Origin of the sequence: Staphylococcus sp. HMSC034C12, from assembly GCF_001835895.1 — a bacterium.
GTDB lineage: Bacteria > Bacillota > Bacilli > Staphylococcales > Staphylococcaceae > Staphylococcus > Staphylococcus hominis.
Window position 1 is genome coordinate 18,321 of the sequence record NZ_KV826305.1, and the last position, 20,682, is coordinate 39,002.

18 protein-coding genes, 1 pseudogene and 1 riboswitch are annotated in these 20,682 nt (G+C 32.1%); of the genes and pseudogenes, 13 read left to right on the top strand and 6 right to left on the bottom strand.

Features of this window, described 5'->3' with window-relative positions:
- The first annotated feature begins 408 nt into the window (after positions 1-408).
- The 4 genes and pseudogenes from HMPREF2629_RS00725 (at position 409) to HMPREF2629_RS00740 (ending at position 4,306) form a co-directional block, all read left to right on the top strand.
- Positions 409-1,137 (top strand): aggregation-promoting factor C-terminal-like domain-containing protein, encoded by a 729-nt coding sequence (locus tag HMPREF2629_RS00725; protein WP_054105900.1) that lies wholly within the window; start codon positions 409-411, stop codon positions 1,135-1,137.
- A 115-nt stretch (positions 1,138-1,252) separates the two neighbouring features.
- Positions 1,253-1,864: pseudogene (locus tag HMPREF2629_RS00730) on the top strand (phytoene desaturase family protein); the annotation flags it as partial.
- A 63-nt stretch (positions 1,865-1,927) separates the two neighbouring features.
- Positions 1,928-2,042, top strand: a riboswitch (SAM riboswitch).
- Between the two features lie 68 nt (positions 2,043-2,110).
- On the top strand, positions 2,111-3,280 hold the full coding sequence (locus tag HMPREF2629_RS00735; protein ID WP_017175090.1) for an aminotransferase class I/II-fold pyridoxal phosphate-dependent enzyme: 1,170 nt from the start codon (positions 2,111-2,113) through the stop codon (positions 3,278-3,280).
- A 27-nt stretch (positions 3,281-3,307) separates the two neighbouring features.
- Positions 3,308-4,306 (top strand): D-lactate dehydrogenase, encoded by a 999-nt coding sequence (locus HMPREF2629_RS00740; protein WP_017175089.1) that lies wholly within the window; start codon positions 3,308-3,310, stop codon positions 4,304-4,306.
- A 37-nt stretch (positions 4,307-4,343) separates the two neighbouring features.
- On the opposite strand, the gene copZ is transcribed toward HMPREF2629_RS00740, so the two are convergent.
- The 3 genes from copZ to HMPREF2629_RS00755 form a co-directional block, all read right to left on the bottom strand.
- Positions 4,344-4,553, bottom strand: coding sequence for a copper chaperone CopZ (copZ, locus tag HMPREF2629_RS00745; RefSeq protein ID WP_049419633.1), 210 nt, complete (start codon positions 4,551-4,553; stop codon positions 4,344-4,346).
- 88 nt (positions 4,554-4,641) lie between these two features.
- Positions 4,642-7,029 (bottom strand): heavy metal translocating P-type ATPase, encoded by a 2,388-nt coding sequence (locus HMPREF2629_RS00750; protein WP_049416435.1) that lies wholly within the window; start codon positions 7,027-7,029, stop codon positions 4,642-4,644.
- 134 nt (positions 7,030-7,163) lie between these two features.
- Positions 7,164-7,370 (bottom strand): hypothetical protein, encoded by a 207-nt coding sequence (locus HMPREF2629_RS00755; RefSeq protein ID WP_070813029.1) that lies wholly within the window; start codon positions 7,368-7,370, stop codon positions 7,164-7,166.
- A gap of 190 nt (positions 7,371-7,560) precedes the next feature.
- Between HMPREF2629_RS00755 and HMPREF2629_RS00760 the strand changes: the two genes are divergently transcribed.
- The 3 genes from HMPREF2629_RS00760 to HMPREF2629_RS00770 all read left to right on the top strand — a co-directional run bounded on the left by HMPREF2629_RS00760 (position 7,561) and on the right by HMPREF2629_RS00770 (position 11,853).
- Positions 7,561-8,430: an SDR family oxidoreductase gene (locus HMPREF2629_RS00760; RefSeq protein WP_019835151.1), complete on the top strand. Its 870-nt coding sequence runs from the start codon at positions 7,561-7,563 to the stop codon at positions 8,428-8,430.
- A 95-nt stretch (positions 8,431-8,525) separates the two neighbouring features.
- Positions 8,526-9,119 (top strand): sugar O-acetyltransferase, encoded by a 594-nt coding sequence (locus HMPREF2629_RS00765; protein ID WP_049416438.1) that lies wholly within the window; start codon positions 8,526-8,528, stop codon positions 9,117-9,119.
- A gap of 226 nt (positions 9,120-9,345) precedes the next feature.
- Positions 9,346-11,853: a glycosyltransferase gene (locus HMPREF2629_RS00770; RefSeq protein ID WP_049416439.1), complete on the top strand. Its 2,508-nt coding sequence runs from the start codon at positions 9,346-9,348 to the stop codon at positions 11,851-11,853.
- A 43-nt stretch (positions 11,854-11,896) separates the two neighbouring features.
- Here the strand turns inward: HMPREF2629_RS00770 and HMPREF2629_RS00775 are convergent, their stop codons facing one another.
- Positions 11,897-12,847, bottom strand: coding sequence for an NAD-dependent epimerase/dehydratase family protein (locus HMPREF2629_RS00775; RefSeq protein WP_048681963.1), 951 nt, complete (start codon positions 12,845-12,847; stop codon positions 11,897-11,899).
- 270 nt (positions 12,848-13,117) lie between these two features.
- Here HMPREF2629_RS00775 and pruA point away from each other — a divergent pair, with 270 nt between their 5' ends.
- The 4 genes from pruA to HMPREF2629_RS00795 all read left to right on the top strand — a co-directional run bounded on the left by pruA (position 13,118) and on the right by HMPREF2629_RS00795 (position 17,307).
- Positions 13,118-14,662, top strand: a complete 1,545-nt coding sequence (gene pruA / locus HMPREF2629_RS00780; protein WP_070517349.1) for an L-glutamate gamma-semialdehyde dehydrogenase — start codon at positions 13,118-13,120, stop codon at positions 14,660-14,662.
- 218 nt (positions 14,663-14,880) lie between these two features.
- On the top strand, positions 14,881-15,108 hold the full coding sequence (locus HMPREF2629_RS00785; RefSeq protein ID WP_061544241.1) for a FeoA family protein: 228 nt from the start codon (positions 14,881-14,883) through the stop codon (positions 15,106-15,108).
- Positions 15,109-15,112: 4 nt separating this feature from the next.
- On the top strand, positions 15,113-17,107 hold the full coding sequence (feoB, locus tag HMPREF2629_RS00790) for a ferrous iron transport protein B (protein ID WP_070517346.1): 1,995 nt from the start codon (positions 15,113-15,115) through the stop codon (positions 17,105-17,107).
- Between the two features lie 11 nt (positions 17,108-17,118).
- Positions 17,119-17,307 carry a FeoB-associated Cys-rich membrane protein gene (locus tag HMPREF2629_RS00795; RefSeq protein ID WP_070813030.1) on the top strand — a complete coding sequence of 63 codons (189 nt, stop codon included), beginning with the start codon at positions 17,119-17,121 and terminating at the stop codon, positions 17,305-17,307.
- Positions 17,308-17,375: 68 nt separating this feature from the next.
- On the opposite strand, the gene HMPREF2629_RS00800 is transcribed toward HMPREF2629_RS00795, so the two are convergent.
- Entirely contained in the window at positions 17,376-17,924 is a 549-nt protein-coding gene (locus HMPREF2629_RS00800; protein WP_070813031.1) for a TetR/AcrR family transcriptional regulator, read from the bottom strand.
- 326 nt (positions 17,925-18,250) lie between these two features.
- Here HMPREF2629_RS00800 and HMPREF2629_RS00805 point away from each other — a divergent pair, with 326 nt between their 5' ends.
- Positions 18,251-18,715 carry a hypothetical protein gene (locus HMPREF2629_RS00805; protein WP_017175077.1) on the top strand — a complete coding sequence of 155 codons (465 nt, stop codon included), beginning with the start codon at positions 18,251-18,253 and terminating at the stop codon, positions 18,713-18,715.
- 151 nt (positions 18,716-18,866) lie between these two features.
- The gene (locus HMPREF2629_RS00810) at positions 18,867-19,388 is read left to right on the top strand and encodes a methylated-DNA--[protein]-cysteine S-methyltransferase (protein WP_070517342.1); all 522 of its coding nucleotides are present in this window, start codon (positions 18,867-18,869) and stop codon (positions 19,386-19,388) included.
- Positions 19,389-19,508: 120 nt separating this feature from the next.
- Here HMPREF2629_RS00810 and HMPREF2629_RS00815 read toward each other — a convergent pair whose 3' ends face one another.
- A complete protein-coding gene (locus HMPREF2629_RS00815; protein ID WP_070517339.1) occupies positions 19,509-20,675 on the bottom strand; it encodes a hydroxymethylglutaryl-CoA synthase in 1,167 nt (388 codons plus the stop codon).
- Positions 20,676-20,682: the final 7 nt, after the last annotated feature.

A 20,682-nucleotide genomic window follows, 5' to 3' on the forward strand; every position in this document is an offset into this window, starting at 1 on the left:
AATACGTACAAGCTCTTGTTTTTTTATCAAAAGTAAAGAATTTAAATAGCCAATTACACTTTAAAAATATTACAGTAATGTAACAAAACATTAATTTGTAATATTACTAATGATGTTAAAGTATTGTAATTTTTGTAAGAAAGTATTGTAAAACGTTAATTTATAATAAAAATAAACTCCATATTGATAGATTTTATATATTACAGGAAGTATTTAATATATTTCAATATTACAAAATGATGGATTAATTGTAATTTTTTGTAAAAAAAGCGTAATACTATTCTACGAATTTTGTGTTATAGTAGCTATTGTCAAAAGTTAAACAACAAATCAAAACAGAAATTAATCTTAAATAAAGAACGAAACATAACGAAAATATATATTTCAATTTTGGAGGAATTATTTATTATGAAAAAGACAGTAATCGCTTCGTCATTAGCAGTAACTTTAGGTTTAACAGGATATGCTTTAACAAACGATCACAGTGCACATGCATCAGAACAAACAACTAACTATTCTCATTTAGCTGACTTAGCTCAAAATAACCCATCTGAATTAAATGCTCACCCAGTACAAGCTGGTGCATATAACATTTCATTCGTAAAAGACGGTTTCAAATATAACTTTACTTCAAATGGTAACACTTGGTCTTGGAACTATACTTACACTGGTGGTGCTGACACAGCTCAATCAACTACTGACTACACTGAGTCTTATAATCAAGCTTCAACTCAATCAGTAAGTTCAAATAATCAAGCTAGCACTTCAAATGTAAAAGCTGTTTCAGCTCCAGTACAAAGAACGTCTAGCTACAATAACTACAGTGCTCGTACAACTTCATACTCAGCACCAAAAACAACTTCATACTCAACTGCTTCAACTGGTGGATCAGTTAAAGCTCAATTCTTAGCTAACGGTGGTACTGAAGCTGCTTGGAATGCTATCGTAATGCCTGAATCAGGTGGTAATCCAAATGCTGTTAACCCAATTGGTTACAGAGGTTTAGGTCAAACTAAAGAAGCATGGGGTACTGGTTCAGTAGCTACACAAACTCAAGGTATGGCTAACTATGCTAAATCACGTTATGGTTCATGGGACGCAGCAATTGCTTTCCGCCAAGGTCACGGTTGGTGGTAAGATTTAAGTAGATAACTGGATAGGACATCGAGTTATCAAAAAAGGAGGACGACAATGTCGTTCTCCTTTTTTATTTTTTAATATAATATTTTTAATTTCTTGCTTAATACATATAAAGATAGATAAAATGGATTATTCATGTTCTGCATTTTTAATTTATGCAGGAGTAAACAGAGATTTGAAAGATAAAGTTCATTTGCATAATGTGATTTTTGCTGAAAATTTTAGAGGGAATATTGACGATATCTTTGAAGGAAGATTGCCGAAAGACCCTTCTATATATCTTTATTTCCCCTCCGTTGAAGATGAGGAATTGGCTCCTGAAGGAAAAACAAGTATGTACATTTTAATGCCAGTACCTGAGCTTAAAACAGGTCAAATCGATTGGAACAATCCAGCCATAATTGAACAGGTTAAAAATGAAATTTACAAAAAAACAGAAACAATTGAATCACTTAAAGGATTACGTAACGATATCGTATCCGAAACTATTTTTACACCCTTAGATTTTGAAACACATTATAATGCTAAATTCGGTACAGCCTTTGGATTAATGCCTACTTTAGCACAAAGTAATTATTACCGTCCGCCTAACGTGTCCCGTGATTATAAAGATTTATATTTTGCAGGCGCAAGTACACATCCAGGCGCAGGCGTACCCATTGTATTAACAAGTGCTAAAATAACAGCAGAGGCTATGTTAGAAGATATAAAAAATATGAAATAGAATAAATAAATCTGAAAATTGACAATTATCAGTGTAATGTTAAAATAAGACTTAATACGTAAGAACTTATCGAGAGAAGTGAAGGGATTTGGCCCAATGAAACTTCAGCAACAGGCTTCATAAATATAAAGTACTGTGCTAACTCCAAGAGGATAATAAATAACCTCAAAGATAAGTGACATATATCTCATGAAGCTATATGCCACACAAAAGTGGTATATAGCTTTTTATTTAAGGAGGAATAACATGGTTATTTCAAAAAGATTAGCAGCCATTCCTGATAGCTATTTTGGAAAAACGATGGGACGTAAAGTAGAACATGGCCCTTTACCACTTATTAATATGGCAGTAGGCATTCCCGATGGTGAAACACCAGAAGGTATTATTGAGCATTTTTCTGAAGCGATTCGGATTCCTGAAAATCAAAAATATGGTGCCTTTCATGGTAAAGAATCATTTAAAGAGGCCATTGTTAATTTTTACCAACGTCAGTACAATGTGACATTAGATAAAGAAGATGAAGTATGTATTTTATATGGTACAAAAAATGGACTAGTAGCTTTACCTACATGTGTTGTTAATCCTGGAGAAAATGTGCTACTTCCGGATCCTGGATATACAGATTATTTAGCAGGAGTGATGCTCGCAGATGCCAATCCGGTTCCATTAAATTTAGATCCTCCAGATTATTTGCCAAATTGGGATAATGTAGATAAGAGAGTACTAGATAACACAACGCTTGTTTATTTAACATATCCCAATAATCCAACAGGATCAACGGCTACAAAAGAAGTATTTGATGAAGCAATTGAACGATTCAAAGGTACAAATACAAAAATTGTGCACGACTTTGCTTATAGTGCTTTTGGCTTTGATGCTAAAAATCCAAGCATACTTGCTTCAGAACACGGTAAAGATGTCGCTATTGAAATTTTCTCACTTTCAAAAGGATATAATATGTCAGGTTTCCGAGTGGGTTTTGCAGTAGGAAATAAAGACATGATTCAAGCATTAAAGAAATATCAAACGCATACAAATGCTGGAATGTTTGGTGCGTTACAAGATGCAGCGACGTATGCACTTAATCATTATGATGAATTTTTAGAAGAACAGAATGAAACATTTAAACGGCGTCGAGATAAGTTTGAAGCAAAATTAAGTGAAGCCCATCTACCATTTGTGCATTCTAAAGGCGGTATCTATTCATGGTTACGTACACCTCCAGGTTATGATAGTGAAACCTTTGAACAATATTTATTAAAAGAGAAATCTATTTTAGTTGCTCCAGGTATACCATTTGGTGAAAATGGAAAACATTACGTGCGTATCTCACTTGCATTAGATGATAAATGGTTAGAAGAAGCAGCTAGTAGGTTAATTGACCTAGCTGATATGTATAAAGCAAAGCATAGTTAAAAAATTATGAAGGAAGAGGATCAATATATGACCAAAATTAAAATTATGAGTGTAAGAGATGAAGATATACCATATATTAACGAGTGGGCGAAACAAAACAATGTTGATGTTGATTTAACCAAAGAAATGTTAACAGAGACAACAGTTGATACTGTAAAAGGATTTGATGGTCTATCGTTATCTCAACAACATCCAATTTCAGAAGAGATTTTTGCGAAATTGAAACAATATGGAATTAAGCAAATTGCACAACGTAGTGCAGGATTTGATACGTATGACTTAGATTTAGCTACTAAGTACGACATCATTATCTCAAATGTACCCTCGTATTCTCCAAGTTCAATTGCTGAATTTGCTGTTACACAAGCCATCAATATTGTAAGGTATCAAAAACGTATTCAACATAAAGTGCATAATTATGACTTTCGTTGGGAACCTTCTATATTATCACAATCTATCCGAGACTTAACTGTGGCAGTAATTGGTACTGGACGCATAGGTTCGATTGTGGCAGAAATTTTTGGAAAAGGTTATAACAGCAAGGTTGTTGCTTATGATCCATTTCCAAATAACGCTTTAGCAAAATTCGTTGATTATAAAGATACATTAGAAGAAGCAATTAAAGAAGCTGATATTGTTACCGTGCATATTCCAGCTACGAAATATAATCATCATTTGTTTAATGACGTTGTTTTTTCAAATTTTAAAAAAGGTGCCGTATTTGTGAATGCGGCAAGGGGATCAATTGTAGATACACAAGCTTTACTTTCTGTTATAGATAGTGGTCGAATTAAAGGGGCTGCATTAGATACATATGAATATGAAAGAGGATTATTCCCAGGTGATTATCGTGGAAAAGAGATAGATGATGTACTGTTAAAGCAACTTATCAAAAGAGAAGATATTATTTTAACACCACATATTGCTTTCTATACAGAAGCAGCTGTCAAAAATCTCATAGTAGATGCACTTGATGCAACTATGGATGTTTTAACTAGTGGTACGACTAAACTAAGGGTAAATTAAAATAAAAAAAGTTGGAGTATTACCTCCAACTTTTTTATTATTCTTTAACATCATAGCCTTGATCTTCAATAGCGTCATGTAAGTCTTTTGTTGAAACAAGTTCATCATTATAATCTACACGAACTTCGTTTTTATCAAGGTCTACTTCAGCAGTTCTGACACCATTAATTTTAGCTAATGCTGATTCGATTGTATTTTTACAATGTTCACAACTCATACCATCTACTTTAATGACTTTATTAATCATTGATTGTCACCTCCGAATATTTCATAATTACTATACCCATATTTTACGCTTTTTAAATTTTTATGAAAGTATAAAGTTTAAAATTCATTTATAATTTCATTCGTTTTAGACGTAATGCATTAGTTACAACGCTTACAGAACTTAATGCCATCGCTGCACCAGCAATCCATGGAGCGAGTAAGCCCATAGCAGCAATAGGAATACCAGCAGCATTATAACCGAACGCCCAAAAAAGATTCTGTTTAATATTTCGAATCGTTTTATGACTTGCGTGAATAGCTTTAGGTACTAAGGCAATGTCTCCACCTAAGATAGTAATATCAGCTGCTTCAATTGCGACTTCAGTACCTGTTCCCATGGCAATACCAATATCTGCTTGAACTAAAGCAGGTGCATCATTAATACCATCGCCAACCATCGCAACGTTTTCACCTTTATCTTGAAAATGAGCAACATGTTTAGCTTTATCTTCCGGAAGAACGTTGGCGATAACATGATCAATACCAACTTCATTTGCAATAGCTTGAGCTGTAGAGTGGTTATCACCTGTAATCATTACCGTACGTAAATCCATGTCTTTTAGTTCTTGAACTGCAACTTTGGCTTCAGATTTAACAGTGTCTGCTACAGCGATATAACCACGTAATATCTGATCATATGCAATCAACATGACAGTTTGTCCTTTTTGTTCAATTTGGGTAATTTCATCTAATAAAGATGCTGTATCAATATGATGATTTGACATTAATGATCGGTTGCCTATGAATAATGTCTTATTATTGATTGTAGCTTTAATACCATGACCTGGTAATGTTTCATAGTGCTCTATATTTGTTAAAGTAAGCTGTTTTGTTTTAGCGTACTTAACAATCGCGGTTGCCAAGGGATGTTCAGAATTATTTTCAGCAGAAGCTACATATTGTAATAAAGTATCATCACCTTTAAAGTAAGTCACTTCTGGTGTACCATGTGTCAATGTACCCGTTTTATCAAATACAACTGTATCAATTTGATGAGTACGTTCTACATATTCGCCACCTTTAAACAAGATACCTTCTTCTGCTGCACGTCCTGTACCAACCATTATAGAAGTTGGCGTTGCAAGTCCTAATGCGCATGGACAAGCAATGACTAATACAGAGATCATGGCAACGAGTGCATCTTCAAATTGACCAGGATGAACGAAGATAATCCATATGATAAAAGTGAGTACGGCAATACCAATAACAATAGGTACGAAATAGCCAGAAATTATATCTGCTAAACGTTGAATAGGTGCCTTTGAACTTTGCGCTTCTTCAACTACTTTAATAATATTAGATAAAGCAGTATCTTGACCTACTTTTGTTGCTTGAACGGTAATGACACCATTTTTATTTAGTGTTGCACCAATCACTTCATTATCAACGGTTTTATCTATAGGCATGGATTCTCCAGTTAGCATAGATTCATCTACTGTTGTTGTCCCTTTAATGACTTTCGCATCTACTGGGATTTTTTCTCCTGGTTTAACAAGTAATGTGTCTCCAACTTGAACAGTTTGAAGCGGAACCATTGTTTCTGTTCCATCATCTTTAATAAGACGTGCTTCTTTGGCTTGTAAATTTAATAATTGATTTAAAGCATGTGTTGTTTGTGATTTTGCACGTGCTTCTAAATACTTGCCAAATAAAATTAAAGTGATTAAAACAGCACTGGTTTCAAAATAAAGGTGGGGCTGTGTGTTTGAATCTAATAACCATTTACTCATTTCGTAAATACTATAGAAATAAGCTGCACTAGTACCAAGTGCTACAAGAACATCCATATTGGCACCACCATTACGTAAATTCTTGTATGCGCCAACATAAAATTGCCATCCTATAATAAATTGAATGGGAGTGGCTAAGATAAATTGAAACCAAGGGTTCATAAATATTTCAGGTAACGGTATATTAAATAAATGAACAAGCATAGTTAAAAGTAATGGAAAAGCTAATATTGCTGAAATAATGAGTTTATTACGTTTTCTTTTTAATTCTTGAACTTTACGAGAAGCTTGTTCTTTTTTTGATTGTTTAGGTTTAGCATCATAGCCGAGATGTTGTATTCGTCCAATGAGCGTATCAACATCAGTTTGACCTGGATAATAATCGATCGTTGCTTGTTCTGTGGTTAGATTGACTGTTGCTTGCTTAACGCCTGTTGTTTTATTTAATACTTTTTCAATACGATTAGAACAAGCGGCACACGTCATACCTATAACGTCTAGTTCACTTTTATCTGTTTCAACGTCATATCCTAATTTTTGGATCGTTTCAATAAAATCGCTTACTTCATATTGATCATTAGGATAATCAATGGTTGCTTTTTCAGTTGCCAGATTCACTTGAGCATGAACGCCATCTATTTTATTCAATCGTTTTTCAATACGATTAGAACAAGCGGCACATGTCATACCAATGATATTCAAGGTAATTTGATGATTTTGAGTCATATTTTCGTCCTCCTACCATCTTCAATATACCCCCTTAGGGTATATTAGTCAATGACCTTGCTTAATAAAAAAAGAACAACGTTACTCTAAATAAAATGAGTATATTGTTCTTTTATTCATGATAGCTATGAATATTAAAAGAAATCAGATGATTTAAAATGACTTAAATCTAAATCTTTAAAATTATTGAAATTTGGGTGAGTGATAGATTGTATAAGTTCACCACTTTTAGCTTCATTATAGTATTGGTTAGCTTCATTCATTAAATCATGATCTTGAACTGTTTTTACAAGCCCTAAAATGATAAGAATAGTAATGATACCCTTTAGAATGCCTTTCATATTGTAACACTCCTTTTTTATCTCTATATGAGTCATTTTTAGATTAATTATATTATAAAGATTCTATGTTAAAATTTCATGCATCTGTAGTATGGACTTTATATCATTCAAAAGTAGTAAGTGTAATCATTTTGTTTTAAAAATTAAAGAAATGGGAACGGTTAAGTAAATAAAGAAGGAGTGAAGATGTATGGACTTATTAGATTTTCATAAAAAAATTAAAGGTTATACACAAGAAAAACAACCAGGTTCTGAAAAAGACATGGATCCTAGACCTATTGCTGAAATGGAAGAATACAAAGCAGGCGGTAAACTAAAAGGAAAAGTCGCATTAATTACTGGTGGTGACTCCGGTATTGGTCGTTCAGTAGCGATTTTATATGCCAAAGAAGGCGCTGATGTAGCTATTGGTTATTATAATGAACATGAAGATGCTGAAGATACTGTCAATCGTTTAAAAGAAATCGGCGTTAAAGCAAAAGCATATTCTCATGATTTAAAAGATGCTGATCAATCAAAAGAACTTATTGAAAATGTTGTTAACGATTTTGGTGGTCTCAATATATTAGTAAATAATGGCGGCGTGCAATTTCCTAATGAAGACTTTTTAGATATTAAACCAGAACATTTCAATGAAACATTTAAAACAAATATTTTTGGGATGTTTTTCTTAACACAAGCTGCAGTACCTCATTTAAGTAAAGGTGATGCAATTGTTAATACAACAAGTGTAACGGCTTATCGTGGTTCTGGTCATCTTATTGATTACTCAGCAACGAAAGGTGCTATTGTGTCGTTCACACGTTCTATTGCAACATCATTGATGGAAAAAGGAATTCGTGTTAATGGTGTAGCGCCAGGTCCAATTTATACTCCATTAATTCCATCAACATTTGATGAAGATAAGGTAGAAAATCAAGGTGGAGATACACCAATGGGTCGACGTGGTCAACCTGCTGAACTTGCGCCAGCTTATGTATTCTTAGCAAGTTATGCAGATAGTTCTTATATTACAGGTCAAATTATCCATGTTAATGGTGGCGACTATATTACGTCTTAGTATGTAGTACTTACGAAGATAATAAAGTATTCTGTCTACGTATAACCGTAGGGAGAATACTTTTTATATTTATAGAAAGAAAAGAGGAAAAGACAATGACTGAAAAAGAAAAAATGTTAGCACACGAATGGTATGATGCAAATTTTGATGAGGAATTAAGAATGGACAGACAGCGTGCTAAAGACTTATGCTTTGAATATAATCATACGCGACCTAGTGATAGAGAAAAACGACAAGCGATTTTAAAAGAATTACTTGGCTATGAAGCGAAACAACTTTCAATCAGCAGTCCATTTGACACAGATTATGGTTGGAATATAAAAGTTGGAGAAAACGTGTTTATCAATAGCAATAGTTATTTAATGGATGGTGGTGGCATTACGATTGGCGATAACGTCTTTATAGGACCATCATGTGGACTATATACAGCACATCATCCACTTAATTATCAAGATCGTAATAAAGGATGGGAATTGGCAAAACCTATTCATATAGGAAGTAATATTTGGTTTGGTGCGAGTGTGACAGTTACGCCAGGCGTTTCAATTGGTGATGGCTCAGTTATTGCAGCAGGTAGTGTTGTAACAAACGATATTCCACCGAATAGTTTAGCTGCTGGAGTGCCAGCAAAAGTGATAAGAACGATTGACCAAAATGAAACAATAAATATGCCTAATCACTTTGAATAATATAGTAACCAACCTTTAAGTAGGAACACGTATACTTAAAGGTTGATTTTTTATATAAAATAACAATGTGTATTGAAATTAAATATTTATTATATAATATAATTAAATGATATAATTGTAGAGTGCTGAATATGTGTATTACTATATGTGCATCATTGAAATCGTTCAATTCATTTTAATGAAACAACTTAAGAGAAATAAAAGCAACTTAGAAAGGATAATGAATATGACACTTAAGACATGTCTTACAAATCAATTAAGACGTAAATCGAATTTTTTATTTACGCCAATACGAAGAAAAAATAAATCTGCTTATACAAGTAAAGTAATGACTTACGCTAAATATTATAAAAAGAATAATGTTAAGGAATATCAGATATTATATCAAGTGAGAGATGGAAAAAGTATCACAGATAGTCCATATGCAATATTTAAAAGTTTAATTCAGCAACCTCGTTATCGTAAATATAAACACATATGGGTAGTAGATCATAACGAAACATTGCTATTTTATAAAGCAAGATTTAAGCACTATAAAAATGTAGAGTTTGTTATTAAAGAATCAAGAGAATATTTGAAAGCATTAACGGAGAGTAAGTATTTAATTAATAATTCTACTTTTCCATCCTATTTCATTAAAAAGCCAAAGCAAATCTATATCAATACATGGCATGGGACACCTTTAAAATATATGGGATTAGACATTGAAAATAGTCTATATGGTTCTCAAAATATTATTAAAAACTTTTTAAGCAGCGATTACTTAATTAGTCCTAATCACCATACGACGACGATTTTTAAACGAGCCTTTAGACTTGAAAATATTTATGGTGGAGAATTTTTGGAAATTGGATATCCTAGAATCGATTTAACTTTAAATTCAAATCGAAAAGACATGATTAGCGAGTTGAATCATTATCTTCATATTAGTAAAGAACAAAGTATTTTATTGTATTGTCCAACTTGGAGAGGCGAGGATGTCAATGCACCAGAGGCAAGTTTAAATCATATCGTTGAAGAAGTTGAAAAACTTAAACATCATCTAGATTATCAAGTATTAGTCAAAGTACATCCTTATTTATATAAAGACGCGCTTAAAATAAAACGTTTAAAACCTTATTTAATTCCTGATTATTTTGATACCAATGAAATATTAGCGATCGTTGATTTAATGATTACAGATTATTCAAGTATCTTCTTTGACTATTTAGTAACCAATAAACCGATTGTCTTCTATACTCCAGATTTGGATGAATATCAATCATCACGAGGTATGTATATTGCTAATCGTGACCTACCTGGTCCTGTCGCTCATCATATTGAAGATGTGATTACAGCGATTAAGCAAAAAGTATATGATGAAGATTCAGTGAAGAAAAAATATCAATATTTTAAAAATCAATATACCTATCTAGATGATGGAACTGTTACTGAAACACTTATTAACATACTATTTGAGGGTAAACGTAAGCGTCCTAAACGTAAGATCTGTGCTAAGAAAAGAGTGTTAATTTATCCTGGAGGTATGAAAAATAATGGTATTACAACGTCTATCATTAATTTATTAGAAAATGTCGATTATGAAACATATGACATTACATTGTTTACTAATAAAAGTAAAAATCTTGAAGTTTTAAATAACTTAAATAGTATTAATAAGAACGTTAGAATTATTTTGAGAGTACCTCCATTAGCAGCATCATTGAAAGAAACGTATAGGATCGATTTCGTAAGACAGAGAGGATTAAAAAGTACGTTAGAGCATTTGATATATCCGAAGAAAGTATACGAAAGAGAAATGCGAAAAGTATTAGGTCATAGCCAATTCGACTATGCGATTGATTTTAGTGGGTATTCTATGTTTTGGGCTAATTTAATTTTAGCAACAAAAGTAAAACGTAAATTGATTTATTTACATAGTGATATTAAAGCAGATATGAAAAGAAAAGTTAACGGTGTTAAAATACATTATCAAAATTTAAAAGGTGTACTCTCGCTGTATAGTCAATTTGATCAATTAGTATGTGTATCCGATGCTTCTAAAGATCAAAATAAACAGAAGATGAATGATAAATCATTGAATAAGAAATTTGTCACTTCCAGAAATACGATTAATTTGAATAAAATCAATCAATTAAAATTAGATGACTCTGAAAAATTTGAAAAACAACACCAATCCGTACTCGTACGCATCAATAATGGAGATATAAGTTCAGTACCATTTAAGGAAGACGATTTCAAAATTGTAACTGCAGGACGATTATCACCTGAAAAAGGCTTCGACTTACTTATTGATGCATTTAGTAAAGTACATGTCAGTCATCCGCATACAAAGTTATATATTATGGGGGAAGGTCCTATCCGTGTTCAATTAGAACAACAAATAAAAAGGTTGAAATTAGAAAAACATGTCTTTTTATTAGGTCAAAGGAAGAATCCATACTATATCATGAAACAAGCAGACGTCTTCTGCTTAACGTCTCATTATGAAGGACAATCAATGGTATTACTTGAAGCATTAACTTTAAAAGTTAATATTATCGCGTCAGATATTATAGCAAACCGCTATGTACTCGGTAATGGTAAATATGGTACTCTTGTGAGTCATGATGTTGATGATATCACCGTCGCATTAGAACAGTGTATTCAAAAACAACCATCTCAATATGAAGTGTTTAACGCACAAGAATATAATCAATTAGCACTTAAAGAATTTTATAAACTACTCAAATAGTAAAAAACGGTTAGCATATTAATAAAAGCTAACCGTTTTTCTATTAAATAGTGATGTTGTTATGTTTATTATAAGTCAAATAAGCTGTAATACCTTCTTCAATACTATATTTAGGTTTGTAACCTAATGATTTAAGTGGGGTAATGTCAGCACAAGAATGTTTAATATCTCCAAGACGTGGAGCTTCAAATTGATAAGGTATATGATAATCAAAGCCATTTTCAAACGATTTAAAAACAGCTTTCAAATTTGTTTGTGTTCCTGTGCCTACATTATAGATAAAACCATCCGTTAGAGTAGTATTAAGAACAATTGATATAGCATTGATTAAATCATCGATATAAACAAAATCACGTGTTTGTTCACCATCTCCATAAAATGTAAAGGTTGAATGATTTAAAAACTTAGTATTCATAATAGAAATGACTCCTGAATAATCAGATGTTGGATTTTGTCTAGGACCGTAAATATTAAAGAACCTTAGACAAGTACAAGGAATTTGATATAAATGATTATAAATCTTAGCATATTGTTCTCCAGCGTACTTTTGAATAGCATATGGAGATAATGGAAATGGTTTAGATTGTTCTACGGATTTAGGTAAATCGGGTAGATGACCATAAATAGCTGCAGAAGAAGCAAATATGACTTTTTTAATATTTGGATTATATGTTCGAATTGCTTCTAATATATTGACAGTAGCATCTATATTAATACGATTGGATAATTCTGGCTTTTCGATAGTTTCTACTACACTCACCATAGCAGCTAAATGAATGACAAAATCAAATTGTTCTTTTTGTATTAACTGTGTTACAAATTCAAAATCGGTGATGTCTTTAATATAAATATGTTCATTGTTCACAAAAGGTATATTCTTTAAAAAACCGGAACTTAAATTGTCAATAACATGTACTTCTGTGTCATGTTTCATAAAATATTCTGCTACATGGGAGCCAATAAAGCCTGCTCCACCAGTGATAAGTGCTTTCATATATATACTTCCTTTTCTAGATGTCGGTTAATTGTGTTGTGATTATTATACTTTATTTTATTTAAATTATAAATTATTTATATAATAGAGTGTATTGATAGGGCTACATTAGTATTTGAATAAAAGGTCAAACAAACAATTTTGTAAGCGGTTGCAAATGAAGGAGTAAGCATAGTAAAATGAAGTTAATGATAGAAAATATCATGATTAAGAAACAAAGGGTTAGAGAATGAATTTAAATACTTAAAAACATATAGGGGGTAATGAAGTATGGTAGTACCTTTCAAAAATGAACCTGGTATTGATTTTTCTGTACAAGAAAATGTTGAAAGATTTCAAAAAACGTTAGAAAAAGTAAAACATAGCTTAGGCCAAACGCTTCCTATTGTCATTGATGGTGAACATATCATTAAGGATGATACATTCGATTCAATTAATCCAGCGAATACATCTGAATTAGTAGCTAAAGTGTCAAAAGCGACAAAAGACGATGTAGATAACGCATTTGAATCTTCAAACAAGGCTTATGACGCATGGCGTAAATGGTCACACAAAGATCGTGCTGAATTAATGCTTCGTGTCGCAGCAATAATTCGTCGTCGTAAAGAAGAAATTTCAGCAGTCATGGTATATGAAGCGGGGAAACCTTGGGATGAAGCAGTTGGAGATGCGGCTGAAGGTATTGATTTTATAGAATATTATGCTCGTTCAATGATGGAACTTGCAGATGGTAAACCGGTCTTAGATCGTGAAGGTGAACATAATCAATATTTCTATAAACCGATTGGTACAGGTGTAACCATTCCACCTTGGAACTTCCCATTTGCAATTATGGCAGGTACAACATTAGCACCAGTGGTTGCAGGTAATACGGTGTTATTGAAACCTGCTGAAGACACAGTGCTTACTGCATATAAACTGATTGAAATTTTAGAAGAAGCAGGCTTACCTAAAGGTGTGGTAAACTTTGTGCCTGGTGATCCTAAAGACATTGGTGACTATTTAGTTGATTCTGTGCATACACATTTTGTGACATTCACAGGGTCTCGTGCAACAGGAACGCGCATTTACGAGCGTAGTGCAGTTGTGCAAGAAGGTCAAACTTTCTTAAAACGTGTGATTGCTGAAATGGGTGGTAAAGATGCGATTGTAGTAGATGAAGGTGTAGATACAGACTTAGCCGCACAATCTATTGTAACGTCAGCGTTCGGATTCTCCGGTCAAAAGTGTTCAGCATGTTCACGTGCCATTGTGCATAGTGCTGTTTATGATGAAGTCTTAGAAAAAGCAATTGAGTTAACAAAAGATTTAACAGTAGGTAATACTGTCAATAATACATTTATGGGTCCTGTTATTAATAAAAAACAATTCGATAAAATTAAAAAATATATTGAAATTGGTAGTAAAGAAGGAAAAATTGAAATTGGTGGAGAAGTGGATGATTCAACAGGTTACTTTATCCATCCAACAATCATTTCAGGATTAACATCTTCTGATCAAGTGATGCAAGAAGAAATCTTTGGCCCTGTAGTTGGCTTCACCAAATTCGATAACTTTAATGAAGCCATTGATATTGCAAATGATACAGATTATGGTCTCACAGGCGCGGTCATTACAAACAATCGTGAACATTGGATTCAAGCTGTAAATGAATTTGATGTAGGTAACTTATATCTAAATCGTGGATGTACTGCAGCTGTTGTAGGTTACCATCCATTTGGTGGTTTCAAAATGTCAGGTACAGACGCAAAAACAGGTAGTCCTGACTATTTATTAAACTTCTTAGAACAAAAAGTCGTATCAGAGATGTTCTAACATAACTAAGTGGTAGGTGCTATGGAAAGTCGAATTCGTTCGATTTTCCATAGCTTTTTTTATAGTCCCAAAAAGAAAATAAATACGCTAAACAATGTATGAATCATATCTAAAATTTATGAAAAATGAATAAATAAATGATTGTAAAAGCAACTGAAAAATGTTATCATTTAAGTGTTGAGAATGATTATTAATTACAAATAGAAAGTGTGACTGGAATGATAAATGTAAACACTGCATCAAAAGATAAAAAGTATGTAGTTAAACAAATTGATATTCAAAATAAAAATATGCTATATCGTTTAGGCGCCTTTGGCTTAAATGTAGGTAGTAAAATCAGTATTAAACAAAAGTGCTTGTTAAATGGACCAAGCGTTGTTGAAATTAATGGCCAATATGTAAGCATTCGTCAACGTGATGCACGTTTAATTATGTTAGAGGAGTAAGCCTATGCACGAAAGCTTCTGTATATTAGGTAATCCAAATGTAGGAAAGACATCATTGTTTAATGCACTAACCGGTTCGTATGAATACATTGGAAACTGGAGTGGCGTTACAGTTGAAAAGAAAGTTGGACAATTAAAGAAAGATATTGGCAATTTAATCGATTTACCGGGTATTTATGATTTATCACCTATTTCTAAAGATGAAACAGTCGTCACAGACTATCTGATGACAAATACATTTACAGGTATGATTAACATTATTGATGCCAGTCAATTAAAGAGAAACCTTCAACTTACAATACAATTAATGGAATTAAATGAACCTATTATCATTGGATTAAATATGGTAGATGTGGCAACGCAAAGAGGTATTAAAATTAAATATGAAGGTCTAATGAGAAAACTGAAAGTACCTGTATTTCCCATTGTTGCTCGTAAAGGAAAAGGTACGGAGGAATTGCTAAATGAATTGTCTTTTTTAAATCCAAAAGAAAAACGTAACTTCAAAATCAGTTATGGTAAAGAAACTGAAGATGCGATTAAGCAAATGACTTCTATCATTCAAGCGCATACAGAATATCCTTCAAAACGTTTACGCTTTATAGCAATTCAGTATTTATTAGACAATCCGGAAATCGAGCGAGAACTACCTTCAGTCATTTCCGAACAAATTGAACTTATTAAAGAGAAGTTAAGTCAACACTTAGATATATCAATACGACAACATATTGAAATAATTCGAAATCAATACATTGATCGTCTATTAGATGGTGTCGTTGAATATCCGAATGAAGAACAGCAATTTTTAACTGAAAAACTCGATAAAATAATAATGAATAGATACTTAGGTATTCCAATATTTCTAGTCATTATGTGGCTGATTTTTCAAACGACCTTTACTTGGATAGGAACACCATTATCAGATCAGCTAGATGCTTTCTTTAGCGGACCGCTCACAGACTGGTTAAAGGCAGGCATGCATTATATACATGTTGCGCCATTTCTACAGAATTTGATTACAGATGGTATTGTAGCTGGAGTAGGTTCAGTCTTAGTATTTGTGCCACAAATTATTGTATTATTCTTCTTTATTTCACTTTTAGAAGATTCAGGATATATGGCACGAATTGCAGTTTTAATGGATAGAACAATGGAATCAATAGGATTAAGTGGTAAATCATTTATTCCAATGATTATTGGATTTGGTTGTAATGTACCTAGTATTATGGCAACACGGAGTATTGAAAATGAAAAAGAAAGACTCATCACTATTTTAATTGCACCTTTCATGTCATGTTCGGCGCGATTGCCAGTATATGCTATTTTTGTAGGAGTATTTTTTGAAAAGTATCAATCTCTTGTAGTGCTAAGTTTATATGTATTAGGAATTGTAGTGGCATTAATTGTAAGTACATTACTTAACAAGTTTATTCTTAAAAGTGAGAATTCCGTATTTATTGTAGAACTACCTACATATAGAGTTCCATCAGTTAAAACGTTATGGAGAAGTACTTGGGAAAAAGCAAAAGGATTTGTTAAAAAAGCAGGTACATTTATTTTTGGTGGTTCTGTAGTCATTTGGGCATTGAGTTACATTGGTCCTCATGGAGTGAATGTACAGATTGATGAAAGCTTCATGCACAGTATTGGAGAATTCTTTGGACATCTAATTGCGCCATTAGGATTTGGTAGTTGGCAAGCAGGCGCTACGTTAATTCCAGGATTCTTAGCTAAAGAAGTCATTGTAAGTTCTATGGCTATCTTATATTCTTCTAGTGAGGGTGGTTTAGTCAATGTCATTCAACAACAGTTCACACCTTTATCTGCCTATGCCTTTATGATTTTTATATTATTATATGTGCCATGTATTTCAACTGTTGCAACAATTCGTAAAGAAACAACATCATGGAAATGGACACTTACAGCATTAATTTATCCAATTTTTACAGCGTATATATTAACATTTGCATTTTATCAAATAACAAAACTATTTATATAAGGATGATGACAATGACTTTATTAATAAACGTAATCATTTTTGTTGCTATTTTTGGTTACGCTGCGTATACATTATATAAATTCTTTAATCGCTCTACTCAAGGAAAATGTGGTGGTTGTGATACAGATTGTAGTTGTGATGTTAATGCATCTAGCGAGTTAAATGAATTAAAATTAAATCATATAAAAAACAATAATTAATAATAAATAAAACCCGTCGAATTAAGACGGGTTTTATTTATTAAAACGATATAACGATTGTTTGATCATTAATTAATCGTTTTAATATTAACTAATTTATGAAAAACGTCATCCATTTCTTTAGGTGTAAGTGTTGTCTCCTCATTTTTTTGCCACTTTAAAAAACCACCTATAATTGAACCAAAAACATAAAAAACTAAGCTTTTAGGAATGGTTTCTTCAAGTGCTATCCGATCCATATTTTCATAAAAATCATTTTTGATAATATCTATAAGAAACTGATTTCTAACTTTGTTGTATTCATTATCCTCTTCTTGCATGTATTCGATTCTAGACAATGTTTCACGATTTAATGAATTAGACAAAACTTGAAACGGACGATTAATACGTTCCTTAATATCAATTGCAAAGTAATTTTTCCCAATGACTTCAAGTAAATAGACGAGTAGTTCATATTTATCATAAAAGTGTTTATAAAATGTAGTACGATGAATACCAGCATTTTCGCAAATTTTATGAACTGTAATAGAAGAGAAGGGTTCTATTTCTAGTAAACCATATAAACTACTCGTTAACGCTTTCTTAGTCTTTATCACTCTTAAATCTTTATCATTCATGTCTTTCTCCCCTAACATGTAAACTATAAAATATTTATATAGAGATACATAATATATGATTATAGAATAGAAATATCTATAAATAAATAGAGAATAACTAATAAATTATAATTTAATAAAAGAAATGATTTTTTATATTTAACGTTAAATAATTTACAATATAGAAAAGTTTTAACTAGGATGAATAGGGTATACAAAATTTAAAGAAATTAATTAGAATTATAAATAAAAATTAAAAAATTATAGAAAAATAGTATTCTTTATAGAATGATTCAATGTTAATTCGATAAAATATAGAAATACTCTATACTGGAGGATGGTATAATATGAAAGGTAGTAAAAGATTAGATCAAATTAAAGAAGATAATAAAAAGCAACTTAAAAAATTATTTAAGTATGACAAAAATAATGCTTTATCATTTAGTAAACAAGATCGTGAAAAAGTTCAAGATAAATTTGGTGTATATGTTATTTTTGATAAAAAAACACCAATATTTGTAGGTCAAACTGGAGGATATTCAACAGGTTATCAACCTATTACTAAGGACTTATTTAACAAAATGGGACAATATAACTTAAAATCTGGTGTAGGCACAACAAAATTTAAAAAAGGCTTAGCTCAACAAAAAGGTGTGAGCGAAGACGACATTAAATCAATCACAGCTGAAGATTATGGATTAAAATTCCAATATGTAAATGTGAAAGATGAGCCAGCGTTTATCAATATATTAGAAATTTTAGCATTAGAATATGCTAAAGATAAAGGCTATGAATTATATAACTTCAATTAAGAATTATTGTGTTATTAAAATAAACTTAGTATTAAAAAGTTATAAACAAATATGTCAGAATGGATTAATGGAAGCGAGAAGAGGAATTCAAATGAATTCAGTCTCGCTTCTTATTTTTTATTACAATACAATAGAGTAAGGAGGAAGCTATATGTCTTATTCAATGCTTTATCAATCTCCAGTAGGTAATTTAGAAATCATTACAGACGGAGAAGTAGTGATGCAATTAGAATATTTATATCAATACACACATTTACGTTTTCCTACAAATCATGCATTATATATTTTTAAAAAAGTAAAACGATGGCTTGATGACTATTTCTTAGGAAATAATCCAGAGATTGATTTTCCTTTACAACCTCATGGTACACCTTTTCAACAAGAAGTATGGGCTTATCTTAATACGATTCCATATGGAGAGCTTACTACTTACGGAACGATTGCCAAACATATCGGTCAATTATTAAACAAACCAAAAATGTCTGCACAAGCTGTAGGTGGAGCGGTAGGAAAAAATCCAATTTCTATTATTATTCCTTGTCATCGCGTTGTAGGAAAAGATGGTAGTTTAACAGGATATGGTGGAACAATTGATAATAAAATTAAATTGTTAGAAATTGAAAATGTGAATATGAGTCAATTATATCGACCATTATACACAACTAAACCATAAATAAAAGGCGCCTAAGACATAATTCGTTGTCTTAGGCGTTTATAATGTGTTGGGGAGATTGGATGACGAATTCATTTTGAGTTCGTCGTCCCATCTTTTTTAATATCTGAGTGATATACATTATTCAGGAGAATGATAATATCTAATATCATCTTCAATGTTTTCTAAATAAAAGATATTTTTATCATTTTCTACGTTTTCAATCTCATGATCGAAAGATAAATCATCAAAACGTCTGAAGAATGATTCGTATTCTTTTACAGATACTTCTTGACGTTCATTTAATAAAGCTTGATGTGCTTTTTTATCTAAGTGTTGTTCAAAACCTTCCACTACTGTGGCGCTAAAGAATTCTCCTACAGATCCAGAACCATAACTAAATAATCCAATTGTTTGACCAGGAGTTAAAGTTCTGTTTTCAAGTAATGAAATTAAGCTTAAATAAAGTGATCCAGTATATATATTACCTACATAGCGATTATAGTATACAGCATCTTCATACCCAGACGTTAATCGAGATTGAGTCGTTTCATCAGTATCATTAATGATAGAATCTAATGCTTTTTTGCCCATTTTAGTAAAAGGCACGTGGAAACATAATGATTCAAAATCGGATAATGATTTATCTTCACGACGTGCATACTCTTTCCAACTTTCTTGGAATGATTCAATATATGCGTCTTTTGATAACGCGCCTGCAACAAGTGGATATTTATGGCCAGTCGGTCTCCAGAAATCATACACATCTGCTGTATAAGCAACAGCATCATCGTTTAATTGTAAAATACGAGGCTGATGTGAAATTAACATTGCCACTGCACCAGCACCTTGTGTAGGTTCACCGCCTGACTCGATACCATAACGTGCTGTATCACTTGCAATGACCAATACTTTTTCGTTAGGACGGTTTGCAAGATAATCTTTAGCAAGTTGAATTGCAGGTGTAGCTGCATAGCAAGCTTCTTTCATTTCAAAACAACGTGCAAAAGGTTGGATATTTAATAAATGATGAATTTGAACTGCTGCAGCTTTAGCGTTGTCGATAGCAGATTCAGTAGCAACGATAACCATTCCAATATGTTTTTTATCATCTTCTGTTATAATATCTTTAGCAGCATTGGCTCCCATTGATACAATATCTTGAGATACTGGACTTACTGCCATTTGTGTTTGTCCAATCCCAATTAAAAATTTGTTTGGATCAACTTGACGAGCTTCTGCAAGCTTCGCCATGTCTACATAGTATTTAGGGACATAAAAATTGATTTTATCGATACCTATATTCACAGGCATG